The 16,364-nt window shown below is 34.5% G+C and carries 21 protein-coding genes; 18 read left to right on the forward strand and 3 right to left on the reverse strand.

Going from position 1 to position 16,364, the window contains the following annotated elements:
- Positions 1 to 186 precede the first annotated feature (186 nt).
- The 3 genes from LCI24_RS04640 to LCI24_RS04650 form a co-directional block, all read right to left on the reverse strand.
- Entirely contained in the window at positions 187 to 867 is a 681-nt protein-coding gene (locus LCI24_RS04640; protein ID WP_274639390.1) for a hypothetical protein, read from the reverse strand.
- Positions 868 to 964: 97 nt separating this feature from the next.
- Positions 965 to 2,554 (reverse strand): SusD/RagB family nutrient-binding outer membrane lipoprotein, encoded by a 1,590-nt coding sequence (locus LCI24_RS04645; RefSeq protein WP_274639391.1) that lies wholly within the window; start codon positions 2,552 to 2,554, stop codon positions 965 to 967.
- A 6-nt stretch (positions 2,555 to 2,560) separates the two neighbouring features.
- The gene (locus LCI24_RS04650; protein WP_274639392.1) at positions 2,561 to 5,809 is read right to left on the reverse strand and encodes a SusC/RagA family TonB-linked outer membrane protein; all 3,249 of its coding nucleotides are present in this window, start codon (positions 5,807 to 5,809) and stop codon (positions 2,561 to 2,563) included.
- A 414-nt stretch (positions 5,810 to 6,223) separates the two neighbouring features.
- Here LCI24_RS04650 and rpsL point away from each other — a divergent pair, with 414 nt between their 5' ends.
- The 18 genes from rpsL (at position 6,224) to rpsN (ending at position 16,101) form a co-directional block, all read left to right on the forward strand.
- Positions 6,224 to 6,604 carry a 30S ribosomal protein S12 gene (gene rpsL / locus LCI24_RS04655; RefSeq protein ID WP_028890722.1) on the forward strand — a complete coding sequence of 127 codons (381 nt, stop codon included), beginning with the start codon at positions 6,224 to 6,226 and terminating at the stop codon, positions 6,602 to 6,604.
- A gap of 32 nt (positions 6,605 to 6,636) precedes the next feature.
- Positions 6,637 to 7,113, forward strand: a complete 477-nt coding sequence (gene rpsG, locus LCI24_RS04660; RefSeq protein WP_028890723.1) for a 30S ribosomal protein S7 — start codon at positions 6,637 to 6,639, stop codon at positions 7,111 to 7,113.
- Between the two features lie 6 nt (positions 7,114 to 7,119).
- Positions 7,120 to 9,237, forward strand: coding sequence for an elongation factor G (gene fusA / locus LCI24_RS04665; RefSeq protein WP_274639393.1), 2,118 nt, complete (start codon positions 7,120 to 7,122; stop codon positions 9,235 to 9,237).
- Between the two features lie 5 nt (positions 9,238 to 9,242).
- Positions 9,243 to 9,548, forward strand: a complete 306-nt coding sequence (gene rpsJ / locus LCI24_RS04670) for a 30S ribosomal protein S10 (protein ID WP_024740605.1) — start codon at positions 9,243 to 9,245, stop codon at positions 9,546 to 9,548.
- A gap of 289 nt (positions 9,549 to 9,837) precedes the next feature.
- Positions 9,838 to 10,455 (forward strand): 50S ribosomal protein L3, encoded by a 618-nt coding sequence (gene rplC, locus LCI24_RS04675; RefSeq protein WP_274639394.1) that lies wholly within the window; start codon positions 9,838 to 9,840, stop codon positions 10,453 to 10,455.
- A complete protein-coding gene (rplD, locus tag LCI24_RS04680) occupies positions 10,455 to 11,084 on the forward strand; it encodes a 50S ribosomal protein L4 (protein ID WP_099215301.1) in 630 nt (209 codons plus the stop codon). Before rplC ends, rplD begins: the two co-directional genes overlap by 1 nt.
- Before the next feature lie 8 nt (positions 11,085 to 11,092).
- On the forward strand, positions 11,093 to 11,383 hold the full coding sequence (gene rplW / locus LCI24_RS04685) for a 50S ribosomal protein L23 (protein ID WP_047789833.1): 291 nt from the start codon (positions 11,093 to 11,095) through the stop codon (positions 11,381 to 11,383).
- 11 nt (positions 11,384 to 11,394) lie between these two features.
- Complete coding sequence (rplB, locus tag LCI24_RS04690) at positions 11,395 to 12,219, forward strand: 50S ribosomal protein L2 (RefSeq protein ID WP_274639395.1); 825 nt, start codon at positions 11,395 to 11,397, stop codon at positions 12,217 to 12,219.
- 6 nt (positions 12,220 to 12,225) lie between these two features.
- Positions 12,226 to 12,504 carry a 30S ribosomal protein S19 gene (gene rpsS / locus LCI24_RS04695; protein ID WP_028890729.1) on the forward strand — a complete coding sequence of 93 codons (279 nt, stop codon included), beginning with the start codon at positions 12,226 to 12,228 and terminating at the stop codon, positions 12,502 to 12,504.
- Positions 12,505 to 12,513: 9 nt separating this feature from the next.
- The gene (rplV, locus tag LCI24_RS04700; RefSeq protein ID WP_028890730.1) at positions 12,514 to 12,918 is read left to right on the forward strand and encodes a 50S ribosomal protein L22; all 405 of its coding nucleotides are present in this window, start codon (positions 12,514 to 12,516) and stop codon (positions 12,916 to 12,918) included.
- A gap of 11 nt (positions 12,919 to 12,929) precedes the next feature.
- The gene (gene rpsC, locus LCI24_RS04705) at positions 12,930 to 13,646 is read left to right on the forward strand and encodes a 30S ribosomal protein S3 (protein ID WP_125068412.1); all 717 of its coding nucleotides are present in this window, start codon (positions 12,930 to 12,932) and stop codon (positions 13,644 to 13,646) included.
- A 19-nt stretch (positions 13,647 to 13,665) separates the two neighbouring features.
- On the forward strand, positions 13,666 to 14,097 hold the full coding sequence (rplP, locus tag LCI24_RS04710) for a 50S ribosomal protein L16 (RefSeq protein ID WP_047789830.1): 432 nt from the start codon (positions 13,666 to 13,668) through the stop codon (positions 14,095 to 14,097).
- 12 nt (positions 14,098 to 14,109) lie between these two features.
- Positions 14,110 to 14,301, forward strand: coding sequence for a 50S ribosomal protein L29 (gene rpmC / locus LCI24_RS04715; protein ID WP_028890733.1), 192 nt, complete (start codon positions 14,110 to 14,112; stop codon positions 14,299 to 14,301).
- 18 nt (positions 14,302 to 14,319) lie between these two features.
- On the forward strand, positions 14,320 to 14,577 hold the full coding sequence (gene rpsQ / locus LCI24_RS04720; RefSeq protein WP_099215304.1) for a 30S ribosomal protein S17: 258 nt from the start codon (positions 14,320 to 14,322) through the stop codon (positions 14,575 to 14,577).
- A 1-nt stretch (position 14,578) separates the two neighbouring features.
- Complete coding sequence (rplN, locus tag LCI24_RS04725; protein ID WP_099215305.1) at positions 14,579 to 14,947, forward strand: 50S ribosomal protein L14; 369 nt, start codon at positions 14,579 to 14,581, stop codon at positions 14,945 to 14,947.
- Between the two features lie 14 nt (positions 14,948 to 14,961).
- Positions 14,962 to 15,273 (forward strand): 50S ribosomal protein L24, encoded by a 312-nt coding sequence (gene rplX, locus LCI24_RS04730; RefSeq protein WP_274639396.1) that lies wholly within the window; start codon positions 14,962 to 14,964, stop codon positions 15,271 to 15,273.
- Positions 15,274 to 15,275: 2 nt separating this feature from the next.
- Positions 15,276 to 15,827, forward strand: a complete 552-nt coding sequence (gene rplE / locus LCI24_RS04735; RefSeq protein ID WP_274639397.1) for a 50S ribosomal protein L5 — start codon at positions 15,276 to 15,278, stop codon at positions 15,825 to 15,827.
- 4 nt (positions 15,828 to 15,831) lie between these two features.
- Positions 15,832 to 16,101 (forward strand): 30S ribosomal protein S14, encoded by a 270-nt coding sequence (gene rpsN / locus LCI24_RS04740; RefSeq protein WP_028890738.1) that lies wholly within the window; start codon positions 15,832 to 15,834, stop codon positions 16,099 to 16,101.
- The last annotated feature ends 263 nt before the right edge of the window (positions 16,102 to 16,364 follow it).

Below are 16,364 nucleotides of genomic sequence, written 5' to 3' on the forward strand. Positions count from 1 at the left end.
AAAAAATGATCATGTTTGGTAGTGATATGGTAAGAAAATAAGATTTATTTAAGGTATCTTATATAGGGGGCGCTGTAAAAAACATAAAGTATTTGCTCCTTGATTTTAAAAGAGTAATCTAGTTTATTTAAAAAGGACTTCTAATAAATTATAGTATTGCACAATGACTGCTCTTATGAAAAAAAATTATAGGTTTTCAATTAACTTTTTCATGTGTTTAGTATTTTTTGTGTTAAGTTTTTTATGTTCTTCTTTTTTGTACTCAATATTTAAAATTGATAGAACTTTTCTTTTCGATTTAGATATTTTTATAAATCTTTTGTCTTTGATAAGGTAGTTAGAATTTCTATTAACTATTTTGTTTTCAATTATACCTAATGATTCTGTTGAGTTTGTGATTTTTTTTTCTAGTCTATAAAGTTTTGCTAGAATTATGTTTTTATTTTGAGTGATTTCTTGATAATAATTATTTTGTGAGTCAGTATAAAGGGATACATCTATTGGTTTAAAAATTTTATTATCAAAAGTAATTTGATTTATAGTTTGTTTCTTTAGATAAATATAATCTTTTTCATCAAATTTAATTTCAAATCTTTTATCGAATAAATTGTAGTTACAGCTTTGAAAAGTATAAGTTTTATTTTTCTTAGTAGTTATTTTGCATTTTTTCCATGTTTTACTTAAATAATATGTTCCGTGTACATTTTTTCCAAATTCATTGTTAAATTTCATGTCGATTTTAGCCATAGCAAAATGATCCATATTGTTGTTGAATATGTTATTTGCATTTTTAGGAATTTTTGAGCCTCCTGAAAATTGAGAAAAAATAGTATTAGTAGAAAAAGTTATAAGTAGTAATAATTTCATTTTCATTTTCATTTTCATTGTTTTTTTAATGTGTTGGTTATAAGTTTTAATGTAGAAAAAAGCTGCCAGCTAAAAACTGACAGCTTTAGATTAAATTTTAGTTTATATCCCAAAAAATCTTTGTAGTCTTTTCGTCCCCTCCAATATTAGAAGAAGCGCTTTCGTAATTTGTTCCATTAAGAGTAGACTCAGAAGTAGGGTATAAAAAACGAGTTGGTATTTGTTCCGGGTTAGCAACAGGTAGGTTATTTAGGGTTGGTTTGTCAAGCAACCTCCAAGTTGTCCATCCTTCAAAACCATTGTTGTATAGTGCTAACCACTTTTGAGTTGCAATCTTCTCTTTCCAGTCACCAGTTGCAGTAGTGTAGTCAACATGGCTCATGGTTAAATAAGAGTCAACACCATCTATTTCCCATTCGTCAAAAGAAGCTCTAATACCTTCGTTGTAGTGAGTTTCTGTATCTCCACCTACGCTGTACCCATCTCTAGCAGATGCTTCAGCTAATAGAAATCTAATTTCAGCAGCTGAAATAATTGTACCCTTTAAATCTGGAACTCTTAATATATCTCCTAATTGAGTATGTCCACTGTGACTGTTAGCTGTTCCATAAGTACCTCCTTCAAACAATTGATTTTGGTTGTTGTATGCGTCAGAGTAAGAAAAAGTAGCAACTATATTGTCATCTGAATCAGTTATTTCTAATTCTTCTGGAACTACTTTATTTGTCCTGAAATATACAAACATTCTAGGGTCTGTATTTGTAAAAGAATCTGGGTCTATGTATTCTACTTCGTCATCTTCATCAATATCACCATCACCATCTAAATCAGAAGAATTGTAGATTAAGTATTCTCTAGGTTGCATTTTGTTTACTAAAGTGTTAGCGGCAACAAAATCATTACGTCCACTCTGTACTAAGCTAACGTATAGAGGGTTGGTGTTAGGTGACGCTCCTAAATAGTTGATGGAGAAGTTGTCGTTATTGTCAAGAATTAAATCAGTTGAGGCTAAATTGGCATATTGTACAGACTCAGTAGGGTTAGAGTCTGCTACTCTCATTGCCATTCTTAACATCAATGAATTAGCTGCTTTTTTCCACTTAGAAATATCTCCGTTATAAATAAAATCATCAAAACCAAAGTTTCCATTCGTATCAATAGTTTGAATGGCTTTTGATAGTCTATCTAACAAATCTAAATAAATTGTTTCAGCATCATCGTATTTTGGGGTTGGGTTGTCTGGGTCAAGTGCTTCTGTATATGGTACATCTCCAAAGGTGTCTACTAAGATACTATATGCGTAAACTGTAGTAAACTCTATGATTGCTAATTGATTTTCTTTGTTAGGGTTGTCAACTGAATTTTCCACAGAAGTTTTAGCTCCATCTAGATCTTTTAAAACATCTCTGTAAAGAGTATTCCATATTGATCCTCCAATATTTCTTCCTGTTTGATTAAATTGACTTTCATCTGGGTAAGTTGTTTGTGCCCAGTATTGAGCATATAGCCTGAAGACATTGTCATTAACACTACATGAGTTCATTAAATCGAACATGTTCCTAGTACCATTGGCGAAAAGAGTTGCTCCAGATACTTGACTAGGGTTTTTTTTATCAACATTTAGATCTTCGTCAACACACGAAATCATTAAAAATGTTGATATTAATAATAAAAATATTTTTTTCATAATCTTTTAAAATTCTAAATTAACATTAAGCCCAACTGTTCTTACGGTAGGGTATGATCCAGATAAGTATCCTTGCGCATTACCTGCTCCTAATCCTGATTCAGGATCAGCAAAAGGTACATTTTTGTCTATTATCCATAAATTTCTACCTACTAAAGATATTGTTACATCTGATACTGCAGAATTTTGAAGCCAAGTTTTAGGGAAGTTGTACTTAAGACTTAATTCTCTTAGTTTAATGTATGAAGCATCGTATACGGTAAGTGCGGCTGGGTTTCTGCTTGAGTTACCCCAGTAGAAAGCTCCTGCGTATGTGTCGGCTGGAGCACGAGTTGTATTTGGTTGTCCATCTTCTGTAACACCAGGGTTAAGTATACCTCCACTATCTGGTCCAGATGTAACAGGGTCTCTTACAGGGTTTCCTAAATCGTTAAGGGCTGCAGTGTATGTAGGTAAACCAGTACCTTGACCGTAATGAAGGTCTAAAGAGTATACATCACCTCCTTCTTGAATATCAATCAAAAAGCTCAAAGATAAATTTTTGTAAGAAAGAGTGTTTGTGATACCTGCATTCCAATCAGGGTTAGCGTCTCCTATAATTTGGTTAGCTTGAGCTTTGTAGTACCCATTACTATCAACTACTTTATTACCGTTATCGTCGTATACAAATCCAGTTCCTCTAATTGTTCCATAAGGCTGACCTTTAGTAGCATTAATAGTAACACCACCTTGGAATGATGCAAGTTGGATGTTTTCTACATCTGCATATAATTCTTTAACTAAGTTATCATTCTTAGACCAATTAATTGTAGTGTTCCATTTGAAGTCGTCGGTTTTAATTATTTTTCCGTCAAGACTAACTTCAAAACCTTTGTTTTGAATGGTACCAGCATTAACCCATCTACTAGTAAAGCCTGTAGCAGCTGTAGTAGTAACTGGCATTAATTGGTTTTCAGTGTCTTTTTTGTACCAAGAAAGGTTTAAGCCTAATCGGTTACTTAAAAACCTTGTTTCGATACCAAGTTCTATTTCTTTAGTTCTTTCAGGTACTAGGTTTTCATTCTTCTTTGTGCTATCAAAAGAACTTAATGCTACACTACCAAAATGATCGATTACAGAGTATGTGTCATAAACATTATTAGCAGGTAAGTCGTTACCTACTTCTGCGTAACCAGCTCTAAACTTACCATAGTTAAGCCAGTCTGCATTTATTAGTTCAGAGAAAATAAAACTACCACTAACAGCATAGTAATTATAGCTATTGTTGTCACTAGGTAGGGAAGATGATACGTCATATCTGTCTGTAAGTTCAATAAAAAGCTTGTTGTCGTAACCTAAAGTAGCTTGAGCGTAATATCCATTAACTTGTTTTTCAGCTAGACGTTCAACAGGTAAGTTAACAGGGAGAACAGAGTTTCTTAAAGAGTATACTCCAGGGTTGGCTAGACCACCATTAGTTGAGGCTCTCCAATATTGATTTTTCTCTTTTCTAATGTTCATACCTAAGACACCATTTAAACTTAGTTTGTCAGATATGTCTTTGTTAAAGTTTAACATTAAGTCATAATTAAACTCAGTAAAGTTAATTTGAGTTCTTTGGTAACCAGATCCTTGGTCTCCAACAGTCAATCCAAATTCAGTAGGAACAGATCCAACAGCTCTTCTGTCTTCACGAACTTCAGAATATGTGTCAACTGCAGCTTTAGCTGTTAAGTCTAGCCAGTCGTTTATCTTGTAAGTTGCAAATGCATTTCCAAAAAATCTATTTCTATTATCAGATTGGTAATTTTGATATCTAGTCCAATATGGGTTGTCCCAGTATTGAGGTTTAAGAGGAGATCCTCCAACCGATCCTACGTGGTTCCAACTGTAATTTTTACCAGTTAGGTCGTAAATGTATTTTTGATCTTTAATGTCAACGTTTACTTGCCACCATTGTCTAAATTGAGCCATTAAGTTGTCTCCGTAACCTGTAGAGTTTCTACCTGTAACATCTTGATTAATAAAGTTGGCATTAGCACCAGTAGATAGTCTATCTGAAACTTTTAAAGTTCCATTAAAGTTAAAAGTGTTTTTGTCTAACTTAGAATTAGGTAGGATACCTTTGTTTTGAAAGTTTGTGTACCCTAGTCTGTAGCTCACTTTACCTTCGCTTCCAGAAATAGAAACAGAGTTGTTAATCTGATGTGAGGTTTCGAAGAAGTCAGCAGGTGTATTTTTACCAGCAACATATGGAGTAGCTGTTTGGAAATTTGGATGTTCAGGTACAAAGGCATCCCATTGGTATACAAGAGATCCATCTAGAGGAGCTCCAAATGAACCATCGTCGTAAGTAGGGACAGCTAAATCGTTTGTTCCATCTCCGTTAACATCAATATCTTCAAAATATCCTGTACTCCCATAATAAGGGCCATATCCAGCACCGTACTTGTCTTGGTATTTTAAAAAAGTAGATCTGTCTATTTTACCTAAAGTAATACCAGAAGAAACATTAACTTTCATGTTTCCTTCTTTTCCTTTTTTTGTTGTAATAATTACAACACCATTGGCACCTCTAGATCCATAAATAGCAGAGGCAGCAGCTCCTTTTAAAATATTGATAGATTCTACATCATCAGGATTGATGTCAGAAGCAGCATTACCATAATCAAAACCTCTTCTACCGTTTTTTTGATTAGTGCTATTCTCTATTTGGTTAGAGATAGGTATACCGTCAACAATAAATAAAGGTTGGTTGTTACCTGTTAGAGAGCTTACACCTCTAATTAAGAAATTAGAAGATCCTCCGAAGTTGTTGTTGGCTTTAATTTGAACACCGCTAATCTTACCAGATAGTGAGTTAACGACGTTGTTGAGTTTAACAGTAGCTACCTTGTCTCCTTTTATTTCTTGAGAGGCATAACCTAAACTCTTTTTAGCTCTTTTAATACCCAGTGACGTTACAACGACTTCGTCGAGTACATTGTCATTAGTCATAGAAATGTTAAAAGTGCTTGAAGCGCTTACTTTTTTTTCAATAGTTTTCATGCCTACAAAACTAAAAACAAGAATGTCTCCTGTTTTTGCTTTGATGGAGAATTTCCCATCGAAGTCGGTTTCTACTCCGGTTGTGGTGCCTTTTATTAATACATTAACCCCAGGTAGCGGCCCTGTTTCATCGGAAACTGTACCTGAAATTGTTTTTTCTTGTGCAAAGGATATCTGCACAATCAACGCTAGAAATAGCGTTAAAATTCCATTGAACTTTGTTTTCATTATGTAATTATTTGAATTAATTGAGTCAAAAGTCATAAATAAAACTTAAAAAAACAAGGTATTTGTTAAAATGTTCTAAAAATATTGAGGTATTTTTAGTTTATGTTTTTTATTTTGGGTTTAAATCAATTGTTTTGTTTCTTATTTTGATAAATGCTTATTTTTTTAACATTTGTATAGGGTTTTTGTGTTTTGTTAATTCTTGATCTGTTTGGTTTTGAGCAGTTGGTTAAGGTTGTGAAGAGGTGGTGTTTTGATGTTTTTTTTTTTTTTTTTTTTTTTTTTTTTTTTTTTTTGGTAGAGGTTTTAAAAATAACTCCTTGATATTTGAATAAATAGAAAATTGTCGTACATTTGCACACTCTTAAAATTAGAGTAATTTAAGTACAAATTAAAAACAAGTAATAATTTAGTATGCCAACTATTCAACAATTAGTTCGTAAAGGAAGAGCCAAAATAACTAAGAAGAGTAAATCGGCTGCTTTACAAGCATGTCCACAAAGACGTGGAGTTTGTACGCGTGTGTATACCACTACACCTAAGAAACCTAACTCAGCAATGCGTAAGGTAGCAAGGGTTCGTTTAACAAATGGTAACGAAATCAACGCGTATATTCCAGGTGAGGGGCACAACTTGCAAGAGCACTCGATAGTATTAGTTAGAGGTGGAAGGGTAAAAGATTTACCAGGTGTTAAATATCACGTGGTACGTGGAGCATTAGATACTGCAGGAGTTGAGGGTAGAACCCAACGTAGGTCTAAGTATGGTGCAAAACGCCCAAAAGACAAAAAGTAAAAATTAATTAGTAACTTTTTTAATGTAAAGACATGAGGAAAAGAAGAGCTAAAAAAAGAGTTTTGTTACCGGATCCAAGATTCAATGATCAATTAGTTACACGTTTTGTGAATAACTTAATGTGGGACGGTAAGAAATCTGTAGCGTTCAAAGTGTTTTACGATGCAATGGATATCGTAAATGAAAAGAAAACTGACGAAGAAAAGTCGGCTTTAGAAGTGTGGAAAGATGGTTTATCTAACGTGATGCCTCACGTAGAAGTTCGTTCTCGCCGTGTTGGTGGAGCAACTTTCCAAATTCCAATGCAAATTCGTCCAGACCGTAAGGTGTCTATGGCGATTAAATGGATGATCTCTTATGCGCGCAAGCGTAATGAAAAAACAATGGCACAACGTTTAGCTGCTGAGATTTTAGCTGCTGCTAAAGAAGAAGGTGCTGCTGTTAAGAAAAGAGTTGATACTCATAAGATGGCTGAAGCAAACAAAGCATTCTCACACTTTAGATTTTAATAAGAAATGGCAAGAGATTTAAAATATACAAGAAATATAGGTATTGCTGCTCATATTGATGCTGGTAAAACAACAACAACTGAGCGTATCCTTTTCTATACAGGAGTGTCTCATAAAATTGGAGAAGTACACGATGGAGCTTCTACAATGGACTGGATGGAGCAAGAGGCTGAGAGAGGTATTACAATTACTTCTGCTGCAACTACTTGTACTTGGCAGTTTCCTTTAGAAAATGCAAAGCCATTACCTGAAACAAAAGGATACCATTTTAATATTATTGATACTCCAGGTCACGTTGACTTTACTGTAGAGGTAAACCGTTCATTACGTGTATTAGATGGATTAGTGTTCTTATTCTCTGCAGTTGATGGAGTAGAACCACAGTCTGAAACTAACTGGCGTTTAGCTGATAACTATAAAGTACCTCGTATCGGTTTCGTTAACAAAATGGACCGTCAAGGAGCAAACTTCTTAGCAGTTTGTCAGCAAGTAAAAGATATGTTAAAGTCTAACGCAGTGCCAATCGTATTAAATATTGGTGATGAAGCAGACTTTAAAGGTATTGTTGATTTAGTTAAAAACCGTGCTATTGTATGGCATGATGATAACTATGGGTCAACTTTCGATGTTGTAGATATTCCAGAAGATTTAAAAGAAGAGGCTCGTGAGTTACGTGGTAAGTTAATCGAAGAGGTTGCGGCTTATGACGAAAACTTATTAGAGAAGTACATGGAAGATGAAGATTCAATTACAGAAGAAGAAGTGCACGCTGCATTAAGAGCTGCTGTAATGGATATGTCTATTATTCCAATGGTATGTGGGTCATCATTTAAAAATAAAGGTGTACAATTCTTATTAGATGCTGTATGTCGTTACTTACCTTCTCCTGTAGATAGAGATAATATCATTGGTACTAACCCAGATTCAGGTGAAGAAGAAACACGTAAACCAGATGCAAAAGCACCATTCTCAGCTTTAGCATTTAAAATTGCTACTGATCCTTTTGTAGGTCGTTTAGCATTTTTCCGTGCGTATTCTGGTCACTTAGATGCAGGTTCTTATGTGTTAAATAACCGTTCAGGTAAAAAAGAACGTATTTCACGTATTTACCAAATGCACTCTAATAAACAAAATGCAATCGATTTTATCGAAGCTGGAGATATTGGAGCAGCTGTAGGATTTAAAGATATTAAAACAGGGGATACGTTATCTGACGAAAAACACCCAATCGTTTTAGAATCTATGGATTTCCCAGATCCTGTAATTGGTATCGCTGTTGAGCCTAAAACTAAGGCAGATGTAGATAAGTTAGGTATGGCTTTAGCTAAATTAGCTGAAGAAGATCCAACGTTTACTGTAAAAACAGATGAAGCTTCAGGGCAAACTGTTATTTCAGGAATGGGTGAGTTACACTTAGATATTATTGTAGACCGTTTAAAACGTGAGTTTAAGGTTGAAGTAAATCAAGGACAACCACAAGTAGAGTACAAAGAAGCATTAACAGCTACTGCAGATCACAGAGAGGTTTATAAAAAGCAATCTGGTGGGCGTGGTAAGTTTGCTGATATTGTATTTACTATGGAGCCTGCTGATGAAGGTGTAACAGGATTACAATTTGAGTCTATAATTAAAGGTGGTAACGTTCCTAAGGAATTTGTACCTTCAGTAGAAAAAGGATTCAAAGAAGCAATGAAAAATGGTCCTTTAGCTGGTTACGAAATGGATTCGATGAAGATTACTTTAAAGGATGGATCTTTCCACCCTGTAGATTCTGATCAATTATCATTCGAATTAGCGGCTAAGTTAGGTTACAAAGCTGCTGCAAAAGCTGCAAGAGCTGTAATCATGGAACCAATGATGAAATTAGAAGTGTTAACTCCAGAGGAGAACATGGGAGATATCGTTGGAGACTTAAACAGAAGAAGAGGACAAGTAAACGATATGAGCGATCGTGCAGGGTCTAAAGTAGTTAGAGCAATCGTTCCTTTATCAGAAATGTTTGGATATGTTACTTCTTTAAGAACATTATCTTCAGGTAGAGCAACTTCTACAATGGAATTCTCTCACTATGCAGAAACTCCAAGTAACATTTCAGAAGAAGTAATCGCAAACGCTAAAGGTTAATTAAGATGAGTCAAAAAATTAGAATAAAGTTAAAGTCTTACGATTATAATTTAGTAGACAAGTCTGCTGAGAAAATCGTAAAGACAGTAAAGAGTACTGGAGCTGTAGTAAACGGTCCAATTCCTTTACCTACAAATAAAAAGATTTTTACAGTATTACGTTCACCACACGTAAACAAAAAATCTAGAGAGCAATTTCAATTATCTGCTTACAAGAGATTATTAGACATTTATAGTTCTTCTTCAAAAACTATTGATGCGTTAATGAAACTTGAGTTACCAAGTGGAGTTGAAGTTGAGATCAAAGTATAAGTAAATCAATAACTTTCGGTTTAATTTTGTTAAGCCGAAAGTTTTTTTTACTTTTGCACACCGAAATTTTAGTTTTCGGAGTGTGTAAATTTCTGGAAAGTATTCAGAAATGACATGTCCTGAGGGTTTCGCGAAGGAAAAACGGTAAAACAAATTCAAAGAGTGAAGATGTTTTTCGCTCTTTTTTTTTGAGAAATTTGAAGGAAAACAAGAAACATTTGTTTCAAAAATTTATTTTATTAATAGACGCGCTGGATAAATTAAATCTATCGTCTGAAAATTAACAAATATGTCTGGGTTAATAGGAAGAAAAGTAGGAATGACCAGCTTATTCGATGAAAACGGGAAGAATATTCCTTGTACTGTAATCGAAGCAGGTCCTTGCGTTGTTACCCAAGTCAGAACCGAAGAGGTTGACGGCTATAACGCGTTACAACTTGGTTTCGATGACAAAAAAGCAAAAAGCTCTAATAAAGCTTTAGATGGTCACTTTAAAAAAGCTGGTACATCTGCTAAGAGAAAAGTCGTTGAGTTCCAAGGATTCGAAGATGAGTACAAATTAGGTGACTCAATTACTGTTGAACACTTTGCTGAAGGAGAATTCGTTGATGTATCAGGAGTTTCTAAAGGTAAAGGTTTTCAAGGTGTTGTTAAACGTCATGGTTTTGGCGGAGTTGGACAAGCAACTCACGGTCAACATAACCGTTTAAGAGCTCCAGGTTCAATTGGTGCAGCATCATACCCTGCAAGAGTATTCAAAGGAATGCGTATGGCAGGTCGTATGGGTGGAGACAAAGTAAAAGTTCAAAATTTAAGAGTTTTAAAAGTGGTTGCAGATAAGAATCTTATCGTTGTAAAAGGAGCAATTCCTGGGCACAAAAACTCTTATGTAACTATCGAGAAATAATGAAAGTAGCAGTATTAGATATTACAGGAAAAGATACTGGTAGAAAAGTTGAACTTTCTAGCGAGGTATTCGGAATTGAGCCAAATGATCACGCGATTTATTTAGATGTAAAGCAGTATTTGGCTAATCAAAGACAAGGTACTCATAAATCGAAAGAAAGAGCTGAGATTGCTGGTAGTACAAGAAAGATAAAAAAACAAAAAGGAACTGGTACAGCTCGTGCGGGTAGTATCAAGTCTGGTGTTTTTAGAGGTGGTGGACGTATGTTTGGTCCAAGACCAAGAAACTATTCTTTTAAGTTAAATAAAAACTTAAAGCGTTTAGCACGTAAGTCAGCTTTAAGTATTCAAGCAAAAGAAAACAATTTAGTAGTTGTAGAAGACTTCAACTTTGAAGCTCCAAAAACTAAAGAGTTTATCAATGTATTAAAAGCTTTAGAATTAGACGCTAAAAAGTCTTTATTCGTATTAGGTGAAGAAAGTAAGAACGTTTACTTATCATCTCGTAACTTAAAAGGTTCTAAAGTAGTAGATGCTTCAGGTATTAACACATATAGCGTTTTAAATGCTAATAAAGTTGTTATTTCTGAAAGCTCTCTAGAAGGAATTGAGTCTAATTTAAGTAAATAGGGAACAAGATGAGTATTTTAATTAAACCTATTATTACAGAAAAAGCTACAAATGATAGCGAGTTAAACAACCGTTATACATTTGTTGTAAATAAGAAAGCTAACAAATTAGAAATCAAAGGAGCTGTTGAAGCTGCTTATGGTGTAGCGATTGAATCTGTAAAAACAATGAATTATCCAGCACAAAGAAAAACTAAATACACTAAAAAAGGTTTAGTTACTGGATTAACAGGTGGATACAAGAAAGCAATCGTTCAGTTAGCTGAAGGAGAAACTATTGATTTTTATAACAATCTTTAAGAAAAGACAGAATGTCAGTTAGAAAATTAAAACCAATAACACCAGGTCAGCGTTTTAGAGTTGTAAATGGGTTCGACACCATTACTACTGATAAGCCGGAGAAATCTTTATTAGCTCCGAAAAAACGATCTGGAGGTCGAAACAACCAGGGTAGAATGACTACACGTAATATCGGTGGAGGTCATAAACAAAAATACCGTATTATCGATTTTAAAAGAGATAAACAAGGTGTTCCTGCAACAGTAAAAACTATCGAGTACGATCCAAACCGTACTGCATTTATTGCTTTAGTTAGTTATGCTGATGGTGAAAAGCGTTATGTGATTGCACAAAACGGATTAAAAGTAGGTCAAACAATCATTTCAGGAAAAGGAGCATCTCCAGAAGTTGGAAATGCTATGTACTTAAGTGAAATTCCATTAGGTACTACAATTTCTTGTATTGAATTACACCCAGGTCAAGGAGCTGTTATGGCTCGTTCTGCTGGAGCTTTTGCTCAGTTAGTTGCAAAAGAAGGTAAATATGCAACAGTTAAATTACCTTCTGGAGAAACAAGATTTATCTTATTAACTTGTATGGCTACAATTGGAGTAGTGTCTAACTCAGACCACCAGTTATTAGTTTCAGGTAAAGCAGGTAGAAGTAGATGGTTAGGAAGAAGACCAAGAACAAATGCCGTTAGAATGAACCCAGTTGATCACCCAATGGGAGGTGGTGAAGGACGTTCTTCTGGAGGGCATCCAAGATCTAGAAACGGTATTCCTGCTAAAGGATTTAAGACTAGATCAAAGACCAAAGCTAGTAATAAGTATATCGTAGAACGTAGAAAGAAATAATAAACCATGGCAAGATCATTAAAAAAAGGACCTTACGTTCACTATAAGTTAGAGAAAAAAGTGTTAGCTAACGTAGAAGCAGGTAGTAAGTCAGTTATCAAAACTTGGTCTAGAGCAAGTATGATTACTCCTGATTTCGTAGGGCAAACAATTGCAGTTCACAACGGACGTCAGTTTGTACCAGTTTACGTTACTGAAAACATGGTAGGTCATAAATTAGGCGAATTTTCACCAACACGCTCATTTAGAGGACACGCTGGTGCAAAAAATAAAGGTAAAAAATAGTAGGAAATTATGGGAAGTCGTAAACATAACATGGCAACACAGTTAAAAGAAGCTAGAAAGTCTAGAGCTTTCGCTAAGTTAACTAATTGTCCTACATCACCAAGAAAAATGCGCTTGGTAGCAGATTTAGTAAGAGGAGTTGAAGTAGAAAAAGCTTTACAAATCTTAAAGTTCAGTCCAAAAGAAGCATCACGTAACTTAGAAAAGTTATTATTATCAGCAATTGCTAACTGGCAAGCTAAAAATGAAGATGCAAGTATCGAAGATGCTGGATTATACGTAAAATCAATTTGTGTTGATAGCGCAGGTATGTTAAAAAGGTTAAGACCAGCTCCACAAGGTCGTGCACACAGAATTCGTAAGCGTTCTAATCACGTAACTTTAGAGTTAGGAACTAAAAATAACAGTAATTAATCAAAGTAGAAATGGGACAAAAGACAAATCCAATAGGAAATCGTTTAGGAATTATCAGAGGATGGGAATCTAACTGGTATGGTGGAAATGACTACGGAGATAAGATTGCAGAAGATGACAAGATAAGAAAGTATTTATATGCTAGATTATCTAAAGCAAGTGTATCAAGAGTTATTATTGAGCGTACTTTAAAGCTTGTAACCGTTACTATCACTACAGCACGTCCAGGTATCATTATTGGTAAAGGAGGTCAAGAGGTAGACAAGTTAAAAGAAGAGCTTAAGAAAATTACTGGTAAAGAAGTTCAAATTAATATTTTCGAAATTAAACGTCCAGAATTAGATGCAAAATTAGTTGCAGCTAGTATTGCACGTCAAATTGAAAACAGAATTTCTTACAAGCGAGCTACTAAAATGGCTATCGCTGCTGCAATGAGAATGAATGCGGAAGGAATTAAAGTGCAATTATCAGGTCGTTTAAACGGAGCTGAAATGGCACGTTCTGAGCATTACAAAGAAGGAAGAATTCCTCTTTCTACCTTCAGAGCAGATATCGATTATGCACTTGTTGAATCACATACTACATACGGAAGAATCGGTGTGAAAGTATGGATTATGAAAGGTGAGGTTTATGGAAAACGTGAGTTATCTCCATTAGTTGGACTATCTAAGCAAAAGGGTAGTGGAAACAAAGGTGGTGGTAAACGTCAACCTCGCAGAAGAAAATAATTTTTAAAAGAAATTAACAATGTTACAGCCAAAAAGAGTAAAATACCGTAAGGTACAGAAGGCGAAAGGAAATATGAAAGGTAACTCTGGTAGAGGTACTCAACTTTCTAACGGAATGTTTGGTATCAAATCATTAGACCAGAACTTACTTACCTCTCGTCAAATTGAGGCAGCTCGTATTGCGGCAACTCGTTATATGAAAAGAGAGGGGCAACTTTGGATTAAAATTTTCCCAGACAAACCAATAACAAAGAAACCGTTAGAGGTACGTATGGGTAAAGGTAAAGGAGCACCAGACCACTTTGTAGCAGTTGTAAAACCAGGTAGAATTTTGTTTGAAATTGGTGGTGTACCAATGGAAGTAGCAAAAGAAGCTTTACGTTTAGCAGCGCAAAAACTTCCTGTAAAAACGAAGTTTGTAATAGCAAGAGATTTTGATTATAACGCTTAATTCTATTAGATCATGAAACAATCAGAAATTAAAGAATTATCAACAGCTGACTTACAAGAAAAGCTAGGGGCGTTGAAGAAAAATTATACTGATCTTAAGATGGCTCACGCCATAACTCCATTGGAAAATCCATTAGAGTTACGTAGCTTAAGAAAAACTGTAGCAAGAATTGCTACAGAGTTAACTAAAAGAGAATTACAATAATTCTAGTCAGTTTTAAAGATGGAAAAAAGAAATCTTAGAAAAGAGAGAATCGGTGTAGTATCTAGTAACAAGATGGAGAAGTCTATCGTTGTAAACGAGGTAAAAAGAGTAAAGCACCCAATGTACGGAAAGTTCGTATTGAAGACTAAGAAGTACGTTGCACATGACGAGAATAACGATTGCAACGAAGGTGATACTGTAAGGATCATGGAAACACGTCCTATGAGTAAATCTAAGCGTTGGAGATTAGTAGAAATCCTAGAAAGAGCTAAATAATATGTTACAGACAGAATCAAGATTAAAAGTCGCAGATAACACTGGAGCAAAAGAAGTTTTAGTGATTAGAGTTTTAGGAGGAACAAAAAAGCGTTACGCTAGCGTTGGAGATAAAATCGTAGTATCGGTAAAATCTGCAACTCCAAACGGAACTGTAAAGAAAGGTCAAGTATCTCGTGCAGTTGTTGTTCGTACTAAGAAAGAAGTTAGACGTAAAGACGGATCATATATCAGATTTGATGATAATGCTTGTGTACTTTTAAATCCTACTGAGGAAATGAGAGGAACTCGTGTATTCGGACCTGTGGCTCGTGAATTACGTGAGAAACAATTTATGAAAATAGTATCATTAGCACCTGAGGTGTTATAAAATCAGATTTTAAAATGAAAAAATTTAAAATTAAATCAGGAGATACTGTTAAAGTTATAGCAGGAGATCACAAAGGATCTGAAGGAAAAGTTTTACAAATTCTTAAAGATAAGGATAGAGTAGTAGTAGAAGGTGTAAATATGGTGTCTAAACACACTAAGCCAAGTGCTGCTAATCCACAAGGAGGAATTGTAAAGAAAGAAGCTCCATTACATATATCAAACGTAGCATTAACCGAAAACGGTGAAGCTGTTAGAGTAGGATATAAAGTTGAAGGAGATGATAAGAAAGTAAGAGTATCAAAAAAATCAGATAAAGCAATATAACAATGAGTTACGTACCAAGATTAAGAGAAGAGTACAAGAGCAGAGTTATCAAAGCTCTTACTGATGAATTTGGTTATAGCAATGTAATGCAAGTACCTAAATTACAAAAAATCGTTGTAAGTAAAGGTGTTGGTGCAGCTATAGCAGATAAGAAATTAATAGAATACGCTATTGACGAGTTAACTACTATTACAGGTCAAAAAGCAGTATCTACAATCTCTAAGAAAGACGTTGCAAACTTCAAATTACGTAAAGGAATGCCAATTGGTGCAAAGGTTACGTTAAGAGGAGACAAAATGTATGAATTTTTAGATAGATTAGTTACAGCTTCTTTACCACGTGTAAGAGACTTTAACGGTATCAAAGCAAATGGTTTTGATGGTAGAGGTAATTACAACTTAGGAATTACTGAACAAATCATCTACCCAGAGATTAATATTGATCAAGTGAAAAAAATTAGTGGTATGGATATTACATTTGTAACATCTGCAAACACTGATAAAGAAGCTAAATCATTATTAGGAGAATTAGGATTACCATTTAAAAAGAATTAATAAGATGGCTAAAGAATCAATGAAAGCGCGTGAGCGCAAAAGAGCTAAAATGGTTGCAAAGTATGCAGAAAAGAGAAAAGCTTTAAAAGAAGCTGGAGACTATGAAGCATTACAAAAGTTACCAAAAAACGCATCACCAATTAGAATGCACAACCGTTGTAAACTAACTGGACGTCCTAAAGGATATATGCGTCAGTTCGGAATTTCACGTGTTACTTTCCGTGAAATGGCTAACCAAGGATTAATTCCAGGAGTAAAAAAAGCAAGCTGGTAAACAGCTCTTTAAATATGTAAACAAAAGGTGTATAACAATAAAAAGTTATACGCCTTTTGTGTTTAATATAAAGTTGTAACCGCTAAATATTTAAACTTCATTTTAGTTTAATATAGACTTATAAAAACGTAATATTTTGATACTAAAAATGATAATGATTAAAAAGGTTTGATTTTTAAAAAGTTTATGTATATTTGCACACTGTTTTTATAGGGTAAATTATGCCTTGTAAGTAAATACTAATGAAACAGTATAATGCCTAC

It is taken from the genome of Tenacibaculum larymnensis (assembly GCF_028829235.1).
In the GTDB taxonomy this organism is placed as follows: domain Bacteria; phylum Bacteroidota; class Bacteroidia; order Flavobacteriales; family Flavobacteriaceae; genus Polaribacter; species Polaribacter larymnensis.